This window comes from Actinomadura parmotrematis, from assembly GCF_019458805.1.
Classification (GTDB): Bacteria; Actinomycetota; Actinomycetes; order Streptosporangiales; family Streptosporangiaceae; genus Spirillospora; species Spirillospora parmotrematis.
In genome coordinates this window covers 58,861-78,577 of sequence record NZ_JAIBOA010000034.1, presented here as the reverse complement: position 1 = coordinate 78,577, position 19,717 = coordinate 58,861, and the positions used below count along the sequence as shown (strand labels likewise).

The 19,717-nt window shown below is 73.7% G+C and carries 23 protein-coding genes; 17 read left to right on the top strand and 6 right to left on the bottom strand.

Annotated features, from left to right (window positions below):
* Positions 1-126 precede the first annotated feature (126 nt).
* The gene (locus tag K1Y72_RS34285; protein WP_220170690.1) at positions 127-582 is read left to right on the top strand and encodes a DUF1707 SHOCT-like domain-containing protein; all 456 of its coding nucleotides are present in this window, start codon (positions 127-129) and stop codon (positions 580-582) included.
* 14 nt (positions 583-596) lie between these two features.
* On the opposite strand, the gene K1Y72_RS34280 is transcribed toward K1Y72_RS34285, so the two are convergent.
* On the bottom strand, positions 597-1,403 hold the full coding sequence (locus K1Y72_RS34280; RefSeq protein ID WP_220170689.1) for a phosphodiesterase: 807 nt from the start codon (positions 1,401-1,403) through the stop codon (positions 597-599).
* Between the two features lie 405 nt (positions 1,404-1,808).
* On the opposite strand from K1Y72_RS34280, the gene K1Y72_RS34275 reads away from it, so the two are divergent.
* Complete coding sequence (locus K1Y72_RS34275; protein ID WP_220170688.1) at positions 1,809-2,210, top strand: sortase domain-containing protein; 402 nt, start codon at positions 1,809-1,811, stop codon at positions 2,208-2,210.
* Between the two features lie 24 nt (positions 2,211-2,234).
* On the opposite strand, the gene K1Y72_RS34270 is transcribed toward K1Y72_RS34275, so the two are convergent.
* Positions 2,235-2,789 carry a hypothetical protein gene (locus K1Y72_RS34270; RefSeq protein ID WP_220170687.1) on the bottom strand — a complete coding sequence of 185 codons (555 nt, stop codon included), beginning with the start codon at positions 2,787-2,789 and terminating at the stop codon, positions 2,235-2,237.
* Between the two features lie 313 nt (positions 2,790-3,102).
* Here K1Y72_RS34270 and infA point away from each other — a divergent pair, with 313 nt between their 5' ends.
* From infA to truA, 8 genes are all read left to right on the top strand, one after another.
* Positions 3,103-3,324, top strand: coding sequence for a translation initiation factor IF-1 (gene infA, locus K1Y72_RS34265; RefSeq protein WP_018657567.1), 222 nt, complete (start codon positions 3,103-3,105; stop codon positions 3,322-3,324).
* 207 nt (positions 3,325-3,531) lie between these two features.
* The gene (gene rpmJ / locus K1Y72_RS34260) at positions 3,532-3,645 is read left to right on the top strand and encodes a 50S ribosomal protein L36 (protein ID WP_021596712.1); all 114 of its coding nucleotides are present in this window, start codon (positions 3,532-3,534) and stop codon (positions 3,643-3,645) included.
* Positions 3,646-3,868: 223 nt separating this feature from the next.
* A complete protein-coding gene (rpsM, locus tag K1Y72_RS34255; RefSeq protein WP_220170702.1) occupies positions 3,869-4,249 on the top strand; it encodes a 30S ribosomal protein S13 in 381 nt (126 codons plus the stop codon).
* Positions 4,250-4,306: 57 nt separating this feature from the next.
* Complete coding sequence (gene rpsK / locus K1Y72_RS34250) at positions 4,307-4,708, top strand: 30S ribosomal protein S11 (protein ID WP_021596710.1); 402 nt, start codon at positions 4,307-4,309, stop codon at positions 4,706-4,708.
* 22 nt (positions 4,709-4,730) lie between these two features.
* A complete protein-coding gene (gene rpsD, locus K1Y72_RS34245; protein ID WP_220170686.1) occupies positions 4,731-5,357 on the top strand; it encodes a 30S ribosomal protein S4 in 627 nt (208 codons plus the stop codon).
* A 113-nt stretch (positions 5,358-5,470) separates the two neighbouring features.
* Positions 5,471-6,484 carry a DNA-directed RNA polymerase subunit alpha gene (locus K1Y72_RS34240; RefSeq protein ID WP_131944806.1) on the top strand — a complete coding sequence of 338 codons (1,014 nt, stop codon included), beginning with the start codon at positions 5,471-5,473 and terminating at the stop codon, positions 6,482-6,484.
* A 93-nt stretch (positions 6,485-6,577) separates the two neighbouring features.
* Complete coding sequence (gene rplQ, locus K1Y72_RS34235) at positions 6,578-7,144, top strand: 50S ribosomal protein L17 (protein WP_220170685.1); 567 nt, start codon at positions 6,578-6,580, stop codon at positions 7,142-7,144.
* Positions 7,145-7,345: 201 nt separating this feature from the next.
* Positions 7,346-8,212 (top strand): tRNA pseudouridine(38-40) synthase TruA, encoded by an 867-nt coding sequence (truA, locus tag K1Y72_RS34230; RefSeq protein WP_220170684.1) that lies wholly within the window; start codon positions 7,346-7,348, stop codon positions 8,210-8,212.
* Between the two features lie 96 nt (positions 8,213-8,308).
* Here the strand turns inward: truA and K1Y72_RS34225 are convergent, their stop codons facing one another.
* The 3 genes from K1Y72_RS34225 to K1Y72_RS34215 all read right to left on the bottom strand — a co-directional run bounded on the left by K1Y72_RS34225 (position 8,309) and on the right by K1Y72_RS34215 (position 12,003).
* Complete coding sequence (locus tag K1Y72_RS34225) at positions 8,309-9,799, bottom strand: hypothetical protein (RefSeq protein WP_220170683.1); 1,491 nt, start codon at positions 9,797-9,799, stop codon at positions 8,309-8,311.
* A gap of 23 nt (positions 9,800-9,822) precedes the next feature.
* The gene (locus K1Y72_RS34220) at positions 9,823-10,995 is read right to left on the bottom strand and encodes a hypothetical protein (RefSeq protein ID WP_220170682.1); all 1,173 of its coding nucleotides are present in this window, start codon (positions 10,993-10,995) and stop codon (positions 9,823-9,825) included.
* 81 nt (positions 10,996-11,076) lie between these two features.
* Entirely contained in the window at positions 11,077-12,003 is a 927-nt protein-coding gene (locus tag K1Y72_RS34215; protein ID WP_220170681.1) for a CAP domain-containing protein, read from the bottom strand.
* 445 nt (positions 12,004-12,448) lie between these two features.
* Here K1Y72_RS34215 and rplM point away from each other — a divergent pair, with 445 nt between their 5' ends.
* The 3 genes from rplM (at position 12,449) to glmM (ending at position 15,075) form a co-directional block, all read left to right on the top strand.
* On the top strand, positions 12,449-12,892 hold the full coding sequence (gene rplM / locus K1Y72_RS34210; RefSeq protein WP_220170680.1) for a 50S ribosomal protein L13: 444 nt from the start codon (positions 12,449-12,451) through the stop codon (positions 12,890-12,892).
* A gap of 138 nt (positions 12,893-13,030) precedes the next feature.
* Positions 13,031-13,546 carry a 30S ribosomal protein S9 gene (gene rpsI, locus K1Y72_RS34205; protein ID WP_220170679.1) on the top strand — a complete coding sequence of 172 codons (516 nt, stop codon included), beginning with the start codon at positions 13,031-13,033 and terminating at the stop codon, positions 13,544-13,546.
* 182 nt (positions 13,547-13,728) lie between these two features.
* Positions 13,729-15,075, top strand: a complete 1,347-nt coding sequence (glmM, locus tag K1Y72_RS34200; RefSeq protein WP_220170678.1) for a phosphoglucosamine mutase — start codon at positions 13,729-13,731, stop codon at positions 15,073-15,075.
* Positions 15,076-15,152: 77 nt separating this feature from the next.
* On the opposite strand, the gene K1Y72_RS34195 is transcribed toward glmM, so the two are convergent.
* Positions 15,153-15,842, bottom strand: a complete 690-nt coding sequence (locus K1Y72_RS34195) for an HNH endonuclease family protein (RefSeq protein ID WP_220170677.1) — start codon at positions 15,840-15,842, stop codon at positions 15,153-15,155.
* A gap of 113 nt (positions 15,843-15,955) precedes the next feature.
* Between K1Y72_RS34195 and K1Y72_RS37485 the strand changes: the two genes are divergently transcribed.
* From K1Y72_RS37485 to K1Y72_RS34175, 4 genes are read left to right on the top strand one after another with little or no spacing between them, the layout of a single operon-like run.
* On the top strand, positions 15,956-16,948 hold the full coding sequence (locus K1Y72_RS37485) for a DUF389 domain-containing protein (RefSeq protein ID WP_220170676.1): 993 nt from the start codon (positions 15,956-15,958) through the stop codon (positions 16,946-16,948).
* Positions 16,949-16,988: 40 nt separating this feature from the next.
* Positions 16,989-17,933, top strand: coding sequence for an ABC transporter ATP-binding protein (locus K1Y72_RS34185; protein ID WP_220170675.1), 945 nt, complete (start codon positions 16,989-16,991; stop codon positions 17,931-17,933).
* The gene (locus K1Y72_RS34180) at positions 17,930-18,808 is read left to right on the top strand and encodes an ABC transporter permease (RefSeq protein WP_220170674.1); all 879 of its coding nucleotides are present in this window, start codon (positions 17,930-17,932) and stop codon (positions 18,806-18,808) included. Before K1Y72_RS34185 ends, K1Y72_RS34180 begins: the two co-directional genes overlap by 4 nt.
* Positions 18,805-19,716: an ABC transporter ATP-binding protein gene (locus K1Y72_RS34175; RefSeq protein ID WP_220170673.1), complete on the top strand. Its 912-nt coding sequence runs from the start codon at positions 18,805-18,807 to the stop codon at positions 19,714-19,716. Before K1Y72_RS34180 ends, K1Y72_RS34175 begins: the two co-directional genes overlap by 4 nt.
* Position 19,717 lies beyond the last annotated feature (1 nt).

Here is a 19,717-nt window from a genome sequence, read left to right as displayed (position 1 = left end):
CGCCCGTCCACCCCCGGGTCGGGGTGATCGTTCCACCCTGGGGACGAGGTTGTGCCGCCGGTGGATCGGGCAGACTGGTAGGTCCCCGCCCGGAGCGGGCGGGGAGAGGCGAGCGAGGGGAACGGCATGGCGTCCAATCCGGAGATCCGCGCCTCGGACGCCGACCGCGACCGCGTCGCCGGCGCCCTCCGCGAGCACTGCGCGCTCGGCCGGATCACCACCGACGAGCTGCAGGAGCGCATCGAGGCCGTCTACGCCGCCAGGACGCTCGGGCAGCTGGAGGAGGTCACCTCCGACCTGCCCGAGGAGGACCTGCACGCCCGGCCCGTCCCGGCCTCCCAGCGCGCCCCGCAGGGCGGGGCGGCCAAGGCGCACGGCGGCCACCTCCAGCACGGCCGCGCGTGGGCGGCCTGGGGCTCGTGGGCGTCGGTCAGCCTCGTCTGCACGGTCATCTGGCTGATCAGCGCGATCACGACCGGCACCGTGGACAACTTCTGGCCCATCTGGGTCATGGGGCCGTGGGGCGCGCTCATCCTCGCCGGATACCTGTTCGGCGACCGCGGCCGGGGGCGCCGCGACTGACCCCGGCCCGCTCGTTACTCGACGTCCATGAGCGGGCGGTAGTTGCCGGTCGGGACGTAGTGGGTGGTGGCCGTCCCGTCGTCGCCGACGAGGTGGACGGCGAACCCGGCCGGCTCCCCGGTGATCGCGGCGCGGCCCGGCCGGCTGAGGTCCAGGAACAGCTGGTGGTAGGTGCTCGGGCAGGTCGTCGCGACCCGCCCGGCGAGCATCCCCGCCGAGCCGCGGTGCACGTGCCCGCTGATGATCCGCGCGACCTGGCCGTGCCGGGTGATCACCTCGGCGAACCCGGACGGGTCCACGAACCGCATGTCGTCGATGAAGCGGATGCCGATCGGGTAGGGCGGGTGGTGCGTCGCGACGACCGTCGGGGCGTCGGGGGCCTCGGCGAGGACGGCGTCCAGCCAGGCGAGCCGGCCGGCGTCCATGGCGCCGTGCGGGCGGCCGGGGACGGTGGTGTCGCAGCAGACCAGCCGGACGCCCGCGACGTCCACCGCGTACTGGACGGGGCCGCCGGCGGTGGCGGCGAGGGCCGGGTGGTCGGCGAAGGCGGCGCGCAGCGCGTCGGGGTCGTCGTGGTTGCCGGGCATCGGGTAGACCGCCATCGGCAGCGGCGACAGCAGCGCGTGCAGCCGCGCGTACTCGGCGGGCCGGCCGCCGTCGGCGAGGTCGCCGGTCAGCACGACCGCGTCGGGGCGGGCGGGCAGCGACAGCAGGCTCGACACCGCGGTGCGCAGGGCCCGGACGGGGCCCGAGGCGTCGTCCACCTCGCCGTCGCGGCCGGCCGCCAGATGGATGTCGCTGAGCTGCGCGATGATCGCCATCGATCCCCTTTACCCCCTCGTCGTGCGGGCGCGGCCGGACGCCGCGGCCGCCCCCGCCCCGGCGCCGCCCGGCGCTGGGACGATCTTTGCGCCCGGTTGACCGCACTGTCGACCCGCCCCGGGGACAACAAGATCACCGGTTCCGTCCGTTCCCGGGGCGGCCCAGGGGAGCGACGCCCGGCGGGCCGCGCCCGCCGGTGATCATCGCAGGAGGTCGTCCGGAGCATGAGCAGGCACTGTCGGCGTCGCCGGCCGCGGCAGGACCGCTGCGCGCTCGGCTCCGCTTCGCAACCTACCCGCTGCGCGGGCGTTCGGCGCCATCCGCGGCCGCCCGCCGGCCGCGCTCCGCGCGACGGCCGGCCCGTCCCGCTCGCCGGCGGCCTCGGGCGGGCGCTGCCGAGCGCGGTGACCATCCCGCGGATCGGGGTGAACGCGCCGCTCGCGCGCGTCGGGCTCGGCGCCGGCGGGGCCATCGCCGGGCCGCCGCCCGAGGAGCCGGGCCTCGCCGGCTGGTTCGCCGGGGGGCCGACGCCGGGGCGGCCCGGCGCGGCGGTGCTCGTCGGCGACCTGGTGTTCGCGCGCCTCGCCGACCTGCGCGCGGGCGACCTCGTCGGGGTGGTGCGCGCCGACGACACGGTGGCGGTGTTCCGGGTGGTCGGGTCGGCGGCGCCGCCGGAGGGCGGCTACCGGGCGCCGTCGCGGCCCGGGGGCGCGGCGCCCGAGCTGCGCCTCGTCTCCGGCGACCTGGTCGTCTACGCGGCGTTCACGGCGGCCTACGGTGTGGCGGATCTCACCGGGGCGCTCTGAGGAGGCCGGTCCGTGCGGGCGCCGTCAGGCGACGTGCAGGACGGCCGACAGGGCCGAGGTGACGACCTCGGGCGCGGGCGCGATGTCGGGGACGACGTCGCGCAGCGCCAGCCAGCCGTTGATGGCCTGGGCGGTGGGGCGGGCCTCGCGCAGGTGCGCGTCCTCGACGCCGTACCAGGCGGCGACCTTCGACCAGCGCCAGAGGCGGTGGCCACCGGTGGACAGCTCGGAGGCGGGGAAGCCGCCGGGGCCGCGCGCCCCGGTGATCGACAGGCGGACCGAGTCGGCGGAGCGGCCGACCCGCTCGGCGATGTCGCGGATGGTGAGCAGCGGGTCGACCTCGACGCGCAGCACGTGCAGGCCGGGGGCGCTCTCCTCCAGGTGCGCGGTCACCGTCATGATCGCCTCGGCGAGGGTGCCGGCCTGCCAGGTGCAGGAGGCGTTCCCGGACCGGTCGGCGTGCTGCGGCTCGGCGATGATCGAGACGGTGACGAGGCCGCCGGTGCGGTCGAACAGCGGGTCGAGCTCGGCCTCGTACAGGGGACGGCTGAGGATCAGAGCGAAGTCATAGCTCGGCATCCGATCCTCCCTGGACGTCCTCCTTGGACGTTTTCTCTCTCTGGAAAGGTACAACGCGGGAGCGGGGTATGCTGGTGTCGGGAGCAGTCTCCGCCGCCGGATCGTGCGAGGATTTCGCATTCGGCGGGGCGGTGGCGTAAACTCCTGTGTCGGTCCGTTTCCGGCCGCCTTCTCATCCTGCCCGATCGCCCGCCCGTGCGGTGCGGCGTCGCGGCGTGCGGGGGCCGGGCATCCCCTGGCAGGCCCTCGCGGGTCTTCCTTCGGGCGCTCTTCGGGCCGCGTCCCATGAGCCGATCAGCGAAGCGCGGAGGACATGCCCAAGAAGGAAGGCGCCATCGAGATCGAGGGCACCGTCATCGAGTCCCTCCCGAACGCCATGTTCCGGGTGGAGCTCGACAACGGGCACAAGGTGCTCGCCCACATCAGCGGCAAGATGCGGATGCACTACATCCGGATCCTGCCGGACGACCGCGTCGTCGTGGAGTTGAGCCCCTACGACCTCACGCGCGGTCGGATCGTCTACCGCTACAAGTAGGTCCGGTCGGCACCGCGACCGGCCGGGACGAAATCCCGGCCGCACCGGTGTCGAGCAGGTAGTCGTCAGGCGATCCGCCCCGCGCGGAACGAACGGACGACGACCCCGGCGCGCGAGCGCCGGTGGATCGCCGAAGAATCAGCCACTGGGGTTGCCTCTCCCGGGCGTGGCGGCCCGGGGGTGACCCTGATCCACTTAGGAGACCCAGTGAAGGTCAAGCCGAGCGTCAAGAAGATCTGCAACAAGTGCCGCGTCATCCGCCGGCACGGCCGGGTCATGGTCATCTGCTCCGACCCGCGCCACAAGCAGCGCCAGGGCTGATCAGGCCCTGGTCGCCGGAGCCGGTTCGCGCCGGCTCCGGTGCACCACCCCATACGTGCATCGCAAGCCCTCCCCACGGTGCCGTACGCGTCCACCGGACGTCGTACGGCACGGCCGTGTGAAGGGAGACCCTCGGACCGGCGGAGGCCGGGGCCGCCACCCGGGCAGGGTGTGAGCGGACGCGATGTGCCCATACCTCCGCGCAATGAAGGGACTGCCCACGATGGCACGCCTCCTCGGCGTCGACCTCCCGCGCGACAAGCGCTTGGAGATCGCTCTCACCTACGTCTTCGGCATCGGCCGCACCCGCGCCCAGGAGACCCTGGCCGGCACCGGTATCGACGGCAACCTGCGGGTCCACCAGATCGGCGACGACGAGCTGGTCCAGCTCCGCGACTGGATCGAGGCCAACTACAAGATCGAGGGCGACCTCCGCCGCGAGATCCAGGCCGACATCCGCCGCAAGATCGAGATCGGTTGCTACCAGGGCATCCGGCACCGCCGCGGCCTGCCCGTCCACGGCCAGCGCACCCAGACCAACGCGCGCACCCGCAAGGGCAAGAAGAAGACCGTGGCCGGCAAGAAGAAGGCCGGCAAGAAGTAGCAGTCCGGCCGGGCCGCGCGCCCGGCGGATCGACGACCTCAGGAGTAGAGAGAGCAGATGCCTCCCAAGAGCCGTGTCGGCGCCAAGAAGGTGCGCCGCAAGGAAAAGAAGAACGTCGCTCACGGGCACGCCCACATCAAGAGCACGTTCAACAACACGATCGTCTCGATCACCGACCCGAACGGCAACGTGATCTCCTGGGCCTCCTCCGGCCACGTGGGGTTCAAGGGTTCGCGCAAGTCCACCCCGTTCGCCGCGCAGCAGGCCGCCGAGGCCGCCGCCCGGCGCGCGATGGAGCACGGCATGCGCAAGGTCGACGTCTTCGTGAAGGGCCCGGGCTCGGGCCGCGAGACCGCCATCCGGTCGCTGCAGGCGACCGGCCTCGAGGTGGGCTCGATCCAGGACGTCACCCCTGTCCCGCACAACGGCTGCCGCCCGCCCAAGCGCCGGCGCGTCTGAGGCAGCGGAGGAGTTAGGAATCATGGCTCGTTACACCGGTGCCGACTGCAAGCTGTGCCGTCGGGAGAAGATGAAGCTGTTCCTCAAGGGCAGCAAGTGCGAGGGCCCCAAGTGCCCGATCGAGATCCGTCCCTACCCTCCGGGTGAGCACGGTCGCGGCCGGCCGAAGGAGACCGAGTACCTGCTGCAGCTGCGCGAGAAGCAGAAGGCCAAGCGCATCTACGGCGTCCTCGAGCGCCAGTTCAGCAACTACTACGTCGAGGCGAACCGCCAGGGCGGCAAGACGGGTGAGAACCTGCTGTCGCTGCTGGAGCGCCGCCTGGACAACGTCGTGTACCGCGCGGGCTTCGCCAAGTCGCGCGACATGGCCCGCCAGCTGATCCGCCACGGCCACATCCGGGTCAACGGCAAGAAGGTCGACATCCCGTCGTACCTGGTCACCGAGGCCGACATCGTCGACGTCAAGACCAAGTCGCTGGAGATGACGCCGTTCCAGGTCGCCAAGGCCGAGAACGGCGAGCGGCCCGCCCCGGCGTGGCTCGGCGTGGACGGCGAGCGGATGCGCATCCTCGTGCACTCGCTGCCGGTCCGCCAGCAGATCGACGCTCCGATCCAGGAGCAGCTGATCGTCGAGCTCTACTCCAAGTAGCGCTCACCGTTCGCCGGAGACCTGCGGGAACCGCCCCGCGGGTCTCCGGCGATACTGGGAAGAACTCCATTCGCGGCTTCAAATAGCGGTCGCCGCGGGAAGAAGGAACACCCATGCTCATCGCTCAGCGTCCCACTCTCACCGAAGAGCAGGTCGACGAGTACCGGTCCCGGTTCACCATCGAGCCGCTGGAGCCGGGCTTCGGCTACACCATCGGCAACTCGCTGCGGCGCACGCTGCTGTCGTCCATCCCGGGCGCGGCGGTCACCAGCATCCGCATCGAGGGCGTGCTGCACGAGTTCTCGACCGTGCCGGGGGTGAAGGAGGACGTCACCGACATCATCCTGAACCTCAAGGAGCTGGTCGTCTCCTCCGAGCACGACGAGCCGGTCGTCATGTACCTGCGCAAGCAGGGCCCGGGCGAGGTCACCGCCGCGGACATCGCGCCGCCGGCGGGCGTCGAGGTGCACAACCCCGACCTGCACATCGCCACCCTGAACAACAAGGCCAAGCTGGAGATGGAGCTGACGGTCGAGCGCGGCCGCGGCTACGTCTCGGCCGCGCAGAACAAGCAGCCGGGCCAGGAGATCGGCCGGATCCCGATCGACTCCATCTACAGCCCCGTGCTGAAGGTCACCTACAAGGTCGAGGCGACCCGCGTCGAGCAGCGCACCGACTTCGACCGCCTCATCCTGGACGTGGAGACCAAGCAGGCGATGCTGCCGCGCGACGCGGTCGCCTCCGCCGGCAAGACCCTCGTCGAGCTGTTCGGCCTCGCCCGCGAGCTGAACGTCGAGGCCGAGGGCATCGACATGGGCCCGTCCCCGACGGACGCCGCGCTCGCCGCGGACCTGGCCCTGCCGATCGAGGAGCTGAACCTCACGGTCCGCTCCTACAACTGCCTGAAGCGCGAGGGCATCCACTCCGTGGGCGAGCTGGTCGCCCGCAGCGAGCAGGACCTTCTGGATATAAGGAATTTCGGCGCCAAGTCGATCGAAGAGGTCAAGCAGAAGCTCAACGACATGGGCCTCTCGCTGAAGGACTCCCCGCCCGGGTTCGACCCGAGCGCGGCGGCCGACAACTACGGCGACGACGACACCTCCTACGCCGAGACCGAGCAGTACTGAGTCTCGCGTAGCCGCCCCGGGCCGGATTCCGCCGGCCCGGGGTCCGTCAGCTGACGCCGGTACCTGACACGGCCGGCGCAGGAAGGAAGCAGCATGCCTCAGCCCACCAAGGGCGCCCGCCTCGGCGGCAGCGCCGCGCACCAGCGCCTCATCCTCGCCAACCTGGCGACGGCGCTGTTCGAGCACGGCCGCATCACCACCACCGAGGCCAAGGCCCGCCGGGTCCGCCCGCTGGCGGAGAAGCTGATCACCAAGGCCAAGAAGGGCGACCTGCACAACCGTCGCCAGGTGGCCGCGGTGATCCGGGACAAGGGCGTCGTGCACGAGCTCTTCACCGAGATCGCGCCGCGCTACGAGAGCCGTCCCGGTGGCTACACGCGCATCACCAAGCTCGGCCCGCGCAAGGGCGACAACGCCCCGATGGCCGTGATCGAGCTGGTGACCGAGCAGCTCACCGCCACCACCAAGGCCGCTCCGGCCAAGGCGGAGCCGGCGAAGTCCGAGCCGGCGAAGTCCGACGCCGAGGTGAAGGCCGAGCAGGCCGAGGCCAAGGCGGACGCGGCCGAGGAGAAGACCGAGCAGGCCGAGACCGAGGCCGCCGAGGCGAAGGCGGAGGCCGCCGAGGCCAAGGCCGAGGCCGCCGAGGACGACGCCAAGTAGGCGACGGCACGAGCACGGGCGCGACGCGCCGCGGGCCCGCCGCCCCCTGACGGGGACGGCGGGCCTGTTCTTTGCCACACTTGCCCCATGGTCGGGTCAGGGGACCGGCGGCGCGCCGGGCGGAGCGCCAGGGTGGTGCCCGGTGAGGTGGGAGAACCGTGGCAGGGACGATGACGAACGGACAAGGACACCCCGGCTGACATGACCGCTTTGGTAAGGCTCAGGCTCGACATCGGGTACGACGGCACCGACTTCGCGGGCTGGGCCAGCCAGCCCAACCAGCGCACCGTCCAGGGCGTCATCGAGGAGGCCCTCGGGCGCCTCATGCGGCTCGACCCGCCGCCCATGCTCACCGTCGCCGGGCGCACCGACGCCGGCGTCCACGCGCGCGGCCAGGTCGCGCACGTGGTGCTGCCGGTCGCCGCCTACCAGGCCGTCAACGGCATGGCGCGGCGCCTCGCCGGGCTGCTGCCGCCGGACGTGCGGATCTGGAAGGTGGCGCCGGCGCCGGAGGGCTTCGACGCCCGCTTCTCCGGCCTGTGGCGCCGCTACGCCTACCGGGTGTGCGACGACCCCGTCGGCGTCGACCCGCTGCGCCGCCGCGACGTGCTGTGGCACCCGCGGCCGCTGGACCTCGGCCGGATGAACGAGGCGAGCCGGCTGCTCGTCGGCGAGCACGACTTCGCGTCCTACTGCCGCAAGCGGGAGGGCGCCACGACGATCCGCGAGCTGCAGCGCTTCGAGTGGGCGCGGGAGGCGCCGCGCGTCGCGGTCGCGACCGTGAAGGCCGACGCGTTCTGCCACTCGATGGTGCGGGCGCTCGTCGGCGCGATGCTGTCGGTCGGCGACGGCCGCCGCGAGGTCGAGTGGCCGTCGGAGGTGCTGGCCGCCCGCGTCCGCGACTCGGCGGTGAACGTGGCGCCCGCGCACGGCCTCACCCTGGAGGAGATCGGCTACCCGGAGGCGGCCGACCTCGCGCTGCGCGCCCAGCAGACCCGCCGGGTGCGGACGCTGAACGCGACCGCCGCCGCCGAGCCCGCCCGGCCCGCCGTCCCCGACACCCCCTGACCACCTGGTCACTACCCGTCGAGATGCGGCGTGTTGGCCGAATGAAACGATTCAAGAGGCCAACACGCCGCATCTCGACGTCGGGTGACCGGGGGGTCAGCGGGCGCGGGCGTCCAGCGGGCGGATGCCGTAGTCGAGGAAGTGCTGGGTGATCTGCTTCAGCTCGCCGCCCGACCCGCCGTCGCGCTCGCCGTCGGCGAACTGGGCGTAGGCGTAGACGACGTAGTGGCCGCGGACGGTGGAGGCGGCGTACCCGCCGGCCTGGTCGATCTGCTGGGAGCGCTTGCCGCCCATGCCGCGGAACCACTCGTAGCGGTCGGGCGCGCCGGCCCGGCTGACGCGCTGCGCGGCGGCCTGGTCGGGCATCACCACGACGCCGCTGGTGACGGCGAGCGAGCGCTCCTTGTCGATGAAGGTGGCGCGCACGACGCTGCGGCAGCCCTGCGCGACGAGCGCGGCCGCCATGGCGCCGCGCGCCGCGAGGCGGCAGTCGTGGTTCACCGACGAGCGGTCCCGCAGGTAGGTGCGGCCGCCGAGCTGGAGCGGCGAGGTGGGGAACACCTCGGCGAGGCCGAGCGGCTTCGGGTCGGTCTTGACGCTGCCGATGTCGACGGGCGCGGGCGCCGGAGCCGTGGCCGTGGCCGTGGCGGACGGTGTCGCGGACGCGGCGGGGGAGGGCGCGGCGGCCGGCTTCGCGTCGCCGTCCGAGCCGCCGAGGACGGCGTAGCCGGCCGCCGCGAGGAGGATGGCCGCCGACAGGGCGCCGCCGACGATGAGCGGCAGGCGGCGGCGCCCGCCCGTCCCGCGCTCGGCGGACGGCCGGCCGCCGGCGGGCGGGCCGTCGAACGGCCGGAACGGCTGCGTGCTGACGGGCGCCTCGCCGGGCGGGGGACCGCCGGGGACGACCGGGCCGAGGTCGGCGCGGGTCTCCGCGGCGGGCCCGGCGGCCCCGGCGTCGATCGAGAGGCCGCCCTCGGCGTGGTACAGCGGCGTGATGACGGTCGGCGCGGGCTCGGCCGGGGGCGCCTCGGGTGCGGGCGGCGCGGCCGGGGGCAGGGAGCCCGCGGCGGGCGGCGTGGCGCCCGGCGGCAGGATCGCGTCGGGGACGAGGACCGGGTGCGGGCCGCCGTCCGGGTGCGGCATGGCGGGGACGCCGTCGGGGCGCGTCTCGTTGAAGGGCGCTCCGGCGGGGGGCTGCGCCGGGATGTCGGTGCGGGTCTCCTCGGGGGGCGGCGGCGCGGCCGGCTTCCGCATGCCCGCGCCCGCGACCAGCCGGTCGGTGAGGTCGGACTGGGTGAGCGGGGGGAGGGCGGGCGCCGGTCCCCCGGCGGGCCGCTCGGCCGTCTCCTCGACCGGAGGCTGCGCGGCGTCCCCCTCCGGCGGGGCGGCGGGCTCGGCGGGCTCGGCGGACTCCGACGCGGCCCACCAGGGGCGGCGCAGGCCGAACGCGGGCAGGCGGAGCTCGCCCTCGTCCCCGGCGCCCGTCCTGCCGAAACTGGGCGGAGCCGCAGGGCCCGGGGCGGCGTCGGCGGTGCCGGCGGTGCCGTCCTCGGGGCGGGGGTCCTTGGCCTCGTCAGATCCAGACATGGGCAGAAAGGTACTCATACCGATCAGTTGTGGAAGGGTTTGCCTTCGGTTTCCCGGTAGGCCAGGGCGTAGGTGAGGCCGCTGCCCTTGATGACCGCCTGGGCGAACGCCTGCGCGTACTTCTGCGAGGCGTCGGGGATCTTCTTGCCGTTCGGCCGCTGCACCCAGGTCATCACCAGGTAGTGCCCCTGGGCCTGGGCGGTGCCGACCGCCTCGCCGACGCCGATCTTCGCCGTGGTGCCGCCGCCGGGCAGCGGCTTCAGGTAGGCGTCCTTGGCGAGCGCGGCGCGCGCGGCGCTCTTGGCGCCGTCCTCGGTCTTGAGGTTGAGGACGCCGACGGTGCCGACGAGCTTGCCATCGGTGCGCGTGTAGGTGGTGCGGAGCGCCTGGCTGCACCCGGCCTTCTTGACGGCGGCGACGAGCTTGGCCCCCGCGACGACGCCGCTGCACGAGCCGGACTTGAAGGCGGCCCGCTTGTACTTCTGCTGGTCGGCGCTGAAGCCCGACTTGCCGAACTCCTTGGCGGTGAGCGGCTGCGGGTCGGTGTCGCGGCTCTTCAGCTTGACCGGCTCCAGCGGGGTCTCGCTGGGGCTCGGCGTCGCCTGCGCCGCCGGGGCGGTGCCCGCGGCGGGCGCCTTCTTGGCCGGCTTCGGGTCGTCCTTCTTCAGCATCGCCGCGGCGCCGAAGCCGCCGCCGACGAGGACCAGCCCGGCGACGAGCGCGCCGCCGACGACGAGCGGCGTGCGCCGCTTGGACGCGCGGGCCGAGCCGTCGGGCGCGCCGTCGAACTGCGCGCCGCCGTACCCCCCGCCGGGCCCGCCCGGCCCGCCGGGGCCGTTCTCGTAGCCGTCGTCGACGACCGGGAAGCCGCCCGTCGGGAACTGCTCGTTGCCGTAGTGGCCGCCCTGGTAGAGCCCGCCGTCCCGGTCGTGCGGCGCGAAGCGCTGCCCGGCCACCTGGACGTCGGTGTCGTCGGCCTGGCGCCCGTAGGACGGGGGCGGGCCGAAGGACGGCTGCCCGTGGCCGCCGCCCGCCGCGCGCGGCGAGCGGTCGGTGGGATCGTCGTCCCAGCCGGCCTCGTCGCCGCCGTACGGAGCCGCCGGGGGCCGCTCCGCACCGGGTGCGTACGGCCCCTGCGGCGGCCGGCCGGCGGACGGCCTGCCGCCGGGTTTGCCTTGATCGCCCGGGTAACCCATGGCTTGGACCTTACCTAACGGTGGCCGTGACACGGGGGCGAACCGGACGGACGGCCTGCCGGGGGCCGTCCGGGCACGGATCTACGACCAGCCGAAATCCTGCGTCCAGTAGGGGCCGCGGCTGCTGCCGGCCCGGCCGACGCCGATCGCGCGGAGCTTGCAGTTGAGGATGTTCGCGCGGTGCCCGGGGCTGTTCATCCAGCCCTTCATGACGGCCGCCGCCGTGGCGTACCCCATGGCGATGTTCTCGGCCCCGGGGTCGCTGTACCCGGCGCGCTCCATGCGGGTCCAGGGCGTCGTGCCGTCCTGGGAGTTGTGGTCGAAGTAGTTGTGGGCGGCCATGTCGGCCGAGTGCTTGCGGGCGGCGGTGACGAGCCGGGCGTCCACGCGGAGGGCGGGGCAGCCCGCCTTGGCGCGCTCGGAGTTGGTGAGGGACGCCACAGCGGCCTCGGTGCTCGTGGAGCCCGTCCCGGCCGCCGGGGTCCCGCCGCCGCCACCGCCGGTGCCGCTGTCGCCGCCGCCGGAGGAGCCCCCGGGCGAGGTGCTCGGCGTCGGACTCGCCGTGCGCGGGGCCGGCACGTGGATGCGCTTGAGGGGCGGCGGCGCCTGGTCGGCGGGCGCGCTCGCCCGGCGGCTCGGCGCGGGGGACGACGACGAGGCGGGCGACGCGGCGGGCGCGCCGCCGTCCGGGGCGTCCGAGCCCTGGCGGCCGTCCAGCGCGGCGGCGGGCCGCCCCGACGGTCCGGGCGAGACGGCGCCGTTCAGCAGGACGCCGGTCCCGGCGGCCAGGGCGGCGCCGGCGACGGCGGCGGTCACCGCGAGCGCGGACCTGCCGCGGCGGCGCCGGTCGCCGCGGTCGTGGGAGTCGCCGCGCTGGTAGGGGCCGGGACGGTCGTAGGGGTCGGGGTAGGAGCGGGACGGGCGGGGGCGGTTGCTGGAGGGGGACAGCAGGGCCTCCCGGAGTCGGGCCGGGCGGGGCCGGCGAGGGGGGGACCGGTTGGGCGGCACCTTATCCCTAAAGGAAAGATAAGTCCGTCCTTCCCGGTAGATGGGCCTGTCCGCGGCGTCGAACCGGGCCGGGGCGCGGACCTCCTCGGGCATACTGGAGGCGGCCGGAAGACCGCCACCGCGGTGCCGCGACGCAGGGCCGCCACCACGGGGCCGCAACGAGCCGCTTTGACCCGTGCCCGCGCGGCTGGGTATCCTGCTAGTTCGTTGTAGTGTCGCCTGCCCCTTGCCGGGGCGGGAGGTCCGCAACAGTGCCGGTGCCCGGCGGGCACGCGCACCATCGCACAGCACCCCCCGATCTCCTTCGGGTGATGCCGTGCGGTTCCGCGCGTCCCGCGTCCATCTCAACGGGCCCGGCCTCCCGGAGCGCCGTCTCGGATCGGGTATCTCTGATCGGCGCGAGCAGGAATCCGCTGAGAAGTCGACTAGAACGAAGGCCACCACCGTGCGCACGTACACCCCTAAGCCCGCTGATGTACAGCGTCAGTGGCATGTCATCGACGCCACCGACGTGGTGCTCGGCCGGCTCGCGAGCCAGGCCGCGCAGCTGCTGCGGGGGAAGCACAAGCCGTACTACGCGCCGCACCTGGACACCGGTGACTTCGTGATCATCATCAACGCCGACAAGGTCGCCCTGTCCGGTAACAAGCGCGAGACCAAGCGCGCCTACCGGCACTCGGGCTACCCGGGCGGTCTCCGCTCGGTCGCCTACGGCGACCTGCTGGAGAAGAACCCCGAGCGCGCCGTCGAGAAGGCGATCAAGGGCATGCTGCCCAAGAACAGCCTCGGCCGCCAGATGTTCGGCAAGGTGAAGGTCTACCGCGGTCCGAACCACCCGCACCAGGCCCAGCAGCCGGTGCCGTTCGAGATCACCCAGGTCAAGCAGTAGCACGCGCGGCTCCCCGCCGCGTACCACGCACGAGCACGACCGGACGTACGACCCCGTACGCGAGGCAGTACAGAGGCCGCCGGGGCACCCGCGGGTGCGGGCCAGCCGCCCTGGCCAGAAGACCACACGAGGAGAGCCGTGACCGAGAACACCGGTACGGAGACGCCCGCCGAGGGCGAGTTCGACAGCTACGAGGACGCGCCGTCCGAGTACACCACCGAGTCCCCCGAGGCCGCCGGCGAGGGCTTCCTCGGCCAGCCGGTCGCGACCGGCCCCGCCGCCGGCACCGGCCGCCGCAAGCAGGCCATCGCCCGCGTGCGCATCGTGCCGGGCTCGGGCAAGTGGACCATCAACGGCCGCACCCTCGACCAGTACTTCCCGAACAAGGTCCACCAGCAGATCGTGAACGAGCCGTTCGTGCTGCTCGGCCTGGAGGACCAGTTCGACGTGCTCGTCCGCGTCGGCGGCGGCGGCACCACCGGCCAGGCCGGCGCGCTGCGGCTCGGCATCTCCCGCGCCCTGCAGTTCGCCAACATCGAGCACCGCCCCGCGCTGAAGAAGGCGGGCTTCCTGACCCGCGACGCGCGCGTGCCCGAGCGCAAGAAGGCCGGTCTGAAGAAGGCCCGCAAGGCGCCGCAGTACAGCAAGCGCTGATCGCAGGCACGAGCCGCCGCCCCCGTGGCGCCGCCGCCGCCCTTCCGAGGGCGGCGGCGCACGGGTGCGGCGGCTCGTCCGCGTTTCCAGGGGTTTGCCGCACTACATTGGGACCGCGCGGGGCGTCGCGCCGACCGGCGCCGCCCGCGCGGTTCCGCCGTCTCTCCGGGAGTTGAACAACTGTGGGTCGTCTGTTCGGGACCGATGGCGTGCGCGGGCTGGCCAACCGCGACCTCACCGCCCCTCTGGCCATGGACCTGTCCGTCGCGGCGGCGCGGGTGCTCGGCGCGTCCGGGGCGTTCGCGGGGCACCGGCCGGTCGCGGTGGTCGGGCGCGACCCGCGGGCGTCCGGGGAGTTCCTGGAGGCCGCGGTCGTCGCGGGCCTCGCCAGCGCGGGCGTGGACGTGCTGCGGCTCGGCGTGCTGCCGACGCCCGCCGTCGCGCACCTGACGCACGCCCTGGACGCCGACCTCGGCGTCATGCTGTCGGCCTCGCACAACCCGGCGCCCGACAACGGCGTCAAGTTCTTCGACCGCAGCGGCCACAAGCTCCCCGACGAGCTGGAGGACCGCATCGAGGCGCTGCTCGGCGACGGCTCCTGGGAGCCGCCGACCGGCGCCGGCGTCGGCCGCGTCCGCGACGCGCACGGCGCCGTCGAGCAGTACGTCGCGCACCTGCTGTCGTCGGTGCCGGTGTCGCTGGACGGCCTGCGCGTCGTGGTGGACTGCGCCAACGGCGCGTCCGCCGACGTGGCGCCCGAGGCGCTGCGCCGCGCCGGCGCCGAGGTGATCACCATCGGGGCGGCGCCGGACGGCCTCAACATCAACGCGGGCGTCGGGTCCACGCACCTGGACGCGCTGCGCGCCGCCGTCCGCGAGCACGGCGCCGACGCCGGCCTCGCCAACGACGGCGACGCCGACCGCTGCCTCGCGGTGACCGCCGCCGGCGAGGAGGTCGACGGCGACCAGATCATGGCGATCCTGGCGCTGGAGCTCCGCGAGTCCGGGCGCCTCGCCAACGGCACCGTCGTCGCGACGGTGATGTCGAACCTGGGCTTCAAGCTGGCGATGCGCGAGGCCGGCCTCACCGTCGTGGAGACCGCCGTCGGCGACCGGTACGTGCTGGAGGCGATGAAGGCGGGCGGGCACAACTTCGGCGGCGAGCAGTCCGGCCACGTCATCATGCTCGACCACGCCACCACCGGCGACGGCGTGCTGACCGGCCTGCACCTGCTCGCCGCGATGGCCCGCCGCGGCCGCCCGCTGGACGAGCTCGCCAAGGTGATGACGCGGCTGCCGCAGGTGCTCGTCAACGTCAAGGGCGTCGACAAGGCGCGCGCGAAGACGTCCCCGGAGCTCGCCGCGGCCGTCGCCGAGGCCGAGGCCGAGCTCGGCGAGACGGGGCGGGTGCTGATCCGGCCGTCGGGCACCGAGCCGATGGTGCGGGTCATGGTCGAGGCGGCCCGCGCCGACGACGCGCAGCGGCTCGCCGAGCGCCTCGCGGACGTCGTCCGCACGCATCTCGGCTGACCGGCGCGGGGCCGTCCCGCCGGGGCGGCCCTACCCGGCGCCCGGGAACTCCAGCCGCCCGATGCGCAGGTGCGCGGTCAACAGCGCGCGAGGAAGTCCTGGAGGGCGTCGTGGTCGGCGCGCGTCACCGGCAGCCCGTACTTCTTGGCGATCTCGATGAAGCGGACGCCGTAGGTGCACTGGAAGGACTTCTGCGGCTTCCACTCCGACGGGCCCTTGTCGCTCTTCTGCTGGTTCGGGGTGCCCCACACGGCGATCAGCTCGTCGTGGTCGTTGGCGAGCTTCTCGCGCTTGTCGGCGCTCCAGCCGGAGGCCCCCATCCGCCAGGTCAGCGCCAGCGGGTAGATGTGGTCGATCTGCACCTGCATCGCCTTGGACTTGGTGAAGTCGATCTGCTTGCCGCTGTAGGGGTCGTTCAGCTTGCCCGACATCACGATGCACTTGCCCTTCTTGCTGATGTCGGTGAGGTCGCGGGCGAGGATGTCGTTGCGCTGGTCGCAGCCGTTGTGGTCGGTGTCCTTCCAGGTGACGCCGTACTGCTTGCGCGAGTAGCCCGACCCCGAGCCCTCCGAGGCGATCTTCAGCCCGGACAGGTCCTTGCGGGCCGCCGCGACCTGCTTGGACGCCGGCTTGGCCGCCGCTGGCGCGGTGCCCTGCCCGTTGCCCGCGCCGATGCCCGTGTCGTCGGAGTTGCAGCCGGCCAGCGCCGCCGGGGCCAGCACCCCGAGCACCGCCGCCGCCGCGAGCGACCTGCGCGCACGCACCATCCCGCCACCACCCTCATCTGAGATCGCCTGAGATATCCCCGCTTCGGCTGTATTAAACGGCCTGCGGCGGGGACGGCGGCGGCGCACCGCCGCCTTAGGGCACGATGTGACGCGTGCTTCACCTTCGAGCGATCGTTCCCGCGGACCGGACGGACCGCGCCTGCGCCGTCCTCGCCGACCATCCGGGCGTGACGAACCTGGTGGTGCTGCCGGGCGCCGCCCGCGCCCCGCGCGGCGACCTGGTCACCGCCGACGTCGCCCGCGAGGCCGCCAACGAGGTGCTGCGCGACCTCTGCGCGCTGGACCTGGAGCGCGACGGGTCGCTGGCGCTGGAGGAGATCGACCTGTCGCTGTCGGACGCCGCCGAGCGGGCCGAGGCGCGGGCGCCCGGCGCCGGCGACGACGCGGTCGTCTGGGCGCAGCTGGACCGGGAGACCGCCGCCGGCGCCGAGCTGACCTGGTCGTTCGTGACGTTCCTGGTGCTCGCGACGCTGCTCGCCGGCATCGCCGCGATCATCGACTCGTCGATCCTGGTGGTCGGCGCCATGGTCGTCGGGCCGGAGTTCTCGGCGGTCGCCGCGGTCTGCTTCGGCATCGCCGCGGGCCGGCCGCGGCGCGTCGGCGCGGCCCTGCGCACCCTCGCCGTCGGCTTCGCCGCCGCCATCGCGATCGCCTACGTCTGCACGCTGCTCGGCCGCTGGACGGGCCTCATCGAGCTGTCCGAGCTGCCCGCCGAGCGCCCGCAGACGGCGTTCATCTACAGCCCGGACCGCTGGTCGTTCATCGTGGCGCTGCTCGCGGGCGCCGCCGGGGTGCTGTCGATGACGTCCGGCAAGTCCGCGACGCTCGTCGGGGTGTTCATCTCGGTGACGACCGTGCCCGCCGCCGGGAACCTGGCCGTCGCGCTCGGCCTGAAGCACCGCAGCCAGATCGACGGGTCGCTGCTGCAGCTCGGCGTCAACCTCGCCGGGATGGTCATCGCCGGGGTGCTGACGCTGCTCGTGCAGCGCGCCGTCTGGTGGGCGGTGCTGCGCCGCACCGGGCGCCTGCCCGCCGGGCCGCGGCCCGCCGTCCCCACCCCCGGGAGGGACGCGCATCGTCCGTAAGGGTGACGCGGCGTGTCGCGCCACGCACTAGGTTCGGAGCATGCCGATCATCGCCACCCAGGGGCTGACGATGCGGTTCCCCAGGGTCACCGCCCTGGACGACCTCACCGTCACGGTGCCCGAGGGCGTCGTCGGGCTGGTCGGCGCCAACGGCGCCGGCAAGTCCACCCTCATCAAGATCCTGCTCGGGCTGCTGCCGCCGACCTCCGGCCGGGCCGAGGTGCTCGGCCTGGACATCGCCCGGGAGGGGATGCGGATCCGCGAGCGGGTCGGCTTCATGCCCGAGTACGAGTGCCTGCCGCCCGACATGTCCGCCACCGAGTTCGTCGTGCACATGGCGCGGATGTGCGGGCTGCCGCCGTCGGCGGCCCGCGAGCGCGCCGCCGACACGCTCCGGCACGTCGGCCTCTACGAGGAGCGCTACCGGCCGATCGGCGGCTACTCCACCGGCATGCGGCAGCGCGTCAAGCTCGCCCAGGCGCTCGTCCACGACCCGAGCCTGGTGTTCCTGGACGAGCCGACCAACGGCCTGGACCCGGCGGGCCGCGACGAGATGCTCGCGCTCATCCGCCGCATCGGCGCCGACTTCGGCATCAGCGTCCTCGTCACCTCGCACCTGCTCGGCGAGCTGGAGCGGGTCTGCGACCACATCGTCGTCGTCGACGGCGGGCGGCTGCTCCGCTCGCAGGCCGTGGACGCCTACACGACCGCGAGCGGCGCCCTCACCGTCGAGGTCGAGGAGGGCCGCGACGTCCTCGGGCGGCACCTGCACGACCGGGGCGTGCAGGTCCACCCCGAGGGCCGGCACCTGGTGGTGCAGGTGGCGGGCGAGGACACCTACGACCTCATCCGCGACGGCGTCGCCGACCTGGAGCTGCGGCTCGTCCGGCTGGAGCAGCGCCGGCACCGCATCGAGGAGGTCTTCACCGAGCAGCAGGCGCCGCCGCCCGGCGTCCTGCCCGGCCCCCCGGGAGGCCCGCGATGACCACCAGCACCATCCACGACATCGGCTACCGCCGCTACGAGGGGCGGCGGCTCGGCCGCGCCTACGTGCTGCGGTCGCTGTTCGTGCACAACCTGCGCGCCGCCTTCGGGCTCGGGCGGCCCGCCCGGTCCAAGGTGATGCCGTTCCTGCTCGGCCTCATCGTGCTCGTCCCCGCGCTCGCCGACGTCGGCGCGGTGTCGATCACCCACCGGCCCGAGCTGCTCATCCACTACAGCGCCTACCCGATCCAGGTGCAGGTGATCGTCGCGATCTTCCTGGCCGCGCAGGCGCCGGTGCTGGCCTCCCGGGACCTGCGCCACCACACCGTCCCGCTCTACTTCTCCCGGCCCGTCGGCCACCTGGACTACGTGCTCGCCAAGGTCGCCGCGATGGTGACGGCGCTGTTCGCGCTGATGGCCGTCCCGGTGACCGTCCTGTACGCCGGCGGCCTCATCGCCAAGGTGCCGCACCGCGCCGACCACCTGGGGCACTACCTCGGCGCCCTCGTCGGCTGCGCGCTGTTCGCGGTCGTGCTCGCCGCGATCGGGACGGTCGTGGCGGCGTTCACGCCGCGCCGCGGGTTCGGCGTCGCCGCCGTCATCGCCGTCTACCTGCTGCCGACGGTGTTCGTGCGGCTCGTGCAGGCCATCGCCGAGGAGCGCACGGACTTCACCCTGGAGGCGTGGATGGGCCTGTTCGCGCCGTTCAACCTGGTGGACATCGTCCAGGTGCGGCTGCTCGGCGCCCCGCAGACGGCGACGGGCATCCCGCCGGGGGTCACCGGCGGCCTCGTCGCGCTCGCCGTCTGTGCGGCGCTCGCCGGCGGGTCCGTCGCGGTCCTGTACGCGCGCTTCCGGAAGGCGGGGCTCTCATGAGCGAGGTGCGGCTCGAAGGGGTGTCGCGCTGGTACGGGGACGTCGTCGCCGTCAACGGCGTGTCGATGACGATCGGGCCCGGCGTGACGGGGCTGCTCGGCCCGAACGGGGCCGGCAAGTCCACCCTCATCCACATGATGGGCGGCTTCCTGCAGCCGTCCTCGGGCACGGTGACGCTGGACGGCGAGCCGATCTGGCACAACCCGCAGGTGTACCGGCGGCTCGGGCTCGTCCCCGAGCGGGAGTCCTCCTACGACTTCCTCACCGGCCGCCAGTTCATCGTCGCGATGGCCAAGCTGCACGGGCTGCCCGACCCGGACGCGGCGGCGCGGCGCGCGATCGGGCTCGTCGAGATGGACTACGCCGCGGGCCGCACCATCGGGCAGTACTCCAAGGGCATGAAGCAGCGCATCAAGATGGCGTCGGCGCTCGTGCACGACCCGGCGGTGCTGCTGCTCGACGAGCCGTTCAACGGCATGGACCCGCGCCAGCGGCTCCAGCTCATGGACCTCATCCGCGCGATGGCCGACGAGGGCCGCACCATCCTGTTCTCCTCGCACATCCTGGAGGAGGTCGAGCGGCTCGCCGGGCACATCGAGGTGGTGATCGCCGGGCGGCACGCCGCGTCCGGCGACTTCCGCGAGATCCGGCGGCTGATGACCGACCGGCCGCACCTGTTCCTCGTCCGCTCCTCCGACGACCGGGCGCTCGCCGCGTCCCTCGTCGCGGACGGGACGGCGCGCAGCGTCCGGCTCACCCCGCAGGGCCTGGAGGTCGAGGCGGTCGACTTCGCCCGCTTCACCCTGCTGCTGCCGCGCCTCGCCCGCGACGCGGCGGTGCGGCTCTGGGAGGTGTCCCCGTCGGACGAGTCCCTGGAAAGCGTCTTCTCCTACCTGGTAGCGCGGTGAT

Bases quoted from the DNA above. Each gene is read 5' to 3' on its own strand.
- K1Y72_RS34285 (WP_220170690.1), top strand. From the start codon at position 127: ATGGCGTCCAATCCGGAGATCCGCGCCTCGGACGCCGACCGCGACCGC.
- K1Y72_RS34280 (WP_220170689.1), bottom strand. From the start codon at position 1,403: ATGGCGATCATCGCGCAGCTCAGCGACATCCATCTGGCGGCCGGCCGC.
- K1Y72_RS34270 (WP_220170687.1), bottom strand. From the start codon at position 2,789: ATGCCGAGCTATGACTTCGCTCTGATCCTCAGCCGTCCCCTGTACGAG.
- infA (WP_018657567.1), top strand. From the start codon at position 3,103: ATGCCCAAGAAGGAAGGCGCCATCGAGATCGAGGGCACCGTCATCGAG.
- rpsM (WP_220170702.1), top strand. From the start codon at position 3,869: ATGGCACGCCTCCTCGGCGTCGACCTCCCGCGCGACAAGCGCTTGGAG.
- rpsK (WP_021596710.1), top strand. From the start codon at position 4,307: ATGCCTCCCAAGAGCCGTGTCGGCGCCAAGAAGGTGCGCCGCAAGGAA.
- rpsD (WP_220170686.1), top strand. From the start codon at position 4,731: ATGGCTCGTTACACCGGTGCCGACTGCAAGCTGTGCCGTCGGGAGAAG.
- K1Y72_RS34240 (WP_131944806.1), top strand. From the start codon at position 5,471: ATGCTCATCGCTCAGCGTCCCACTCTCACCGAAGAGCAGGTCGACGAG.
- rplQ (WP_220170685.1), top strand. From the start codon at position 6,578: ATGCCTCAGCCCACCAAGGGCGCCCGCCTCGGCGGCAGCGCCGCGCAC.
- truA (WP_220170684.1), top strand. From the start codon at position 7,346: ATGACCGCTTTGGTAAGGCTCAGGCTCGACATCGGGTACGACGGCACC.
- K1Y72_RS34225 (WP_220170683.1), bottom strand. From the start codon at position 9,799: ATGTCTGGATCTGACGAGGCCAAGGACCCCCGCCCCGAGGACGGCACC.
- K1Y72_RS34220 (WP_220170682.1), bottom strand. From the start codon at position 10,995: ATGGGTTACCCGGGCGATCAAGGCAAACCCGGCGGCAGGCCGTCCGCC.
- K1Y72_RS34195 (WP_220170677.1), bottom strand. From the start codon at position 15,842: ATGGTGCGTGCGCGCAGGTCGCTCGCGGCGGCGGCGGTGCTCGGGGTG.
- K1Y72_RS34185 (WP_220170675.1), top strand. From the start codon at position 16,989: ATGCCGATCATCGCCACCCAGGGGCTGACGATGCGGTTCCCCAGGGTC.
- K1Y72_RS34180 (WP_220170674.1), top strand. From the start codon at position 17,930: ATGACCACCAGCACCATCCACGACATCGGCTACCGCCGCTACGAGGGG.
- K1Y72_RS34175 (WP_220170673.1), top strand. From the start codon at position 18,805: ATGAGCGAGGTGCGGCTCGAAGGGGTGTCGCGCTGGTACGGGGACGTC.